This window comes from Pseudoalteromonas sp. bablab_jr011, assembly GCF_016464045.1.
Taxonomy (GTDB): Bacteria; Pseudomonadota; Gammaproteobacteria; order Enterobacterales; family Alteromonadaceae; genus Pseudoalteromonas; species Pseudoalteromonas lipolytica.
The window spans coordinates 1-294 of the sequence record NZ_JACDWU010000031.1 but is presented as its reverse complement, the minus strand read 5'-3'; the positions used below and the strand labels follow the sequence as shown (position 1 = coordinate 294).

The 294-nt window shown below is 40.8% G+C and carries 1 pseudogene; it reads right to left on the bottom strand.

What is annotated here, in order from left to right:
• Window positions 1-294 (bottom strand): annotated as a pseudogene (locus JIG41_RS01065) (hypothetical protein); the annotation flags it as partial.

The window sequence follows — 294 nt, the reverse complement described above, 5'->3', positions numbered from 1 at the left end:
GTTTGCCCAGCGTTTAGGGTTGGTTATTGCACCATCAAAGTTAAAGCGATAAATATCGTTATCAAGCTGTTCTTCTATCTGCTGCATTTGTTTGTAACTCATTAAACGCCAATACTTTTCTGGGCGGTTATTCTGTTTATCGAAATCGCGTGTTGCTGGGTCTAAATGACGAAACGGCTCTATTTCAGGTGAGTCAACTAATGGTTTGCTTAAATCCATAAAGTGCACCACACGCTCCCATGTATAACGACAGTAGTTTGGGTTTTGTGGGTTGTCTTTAACGCGAATTTCACT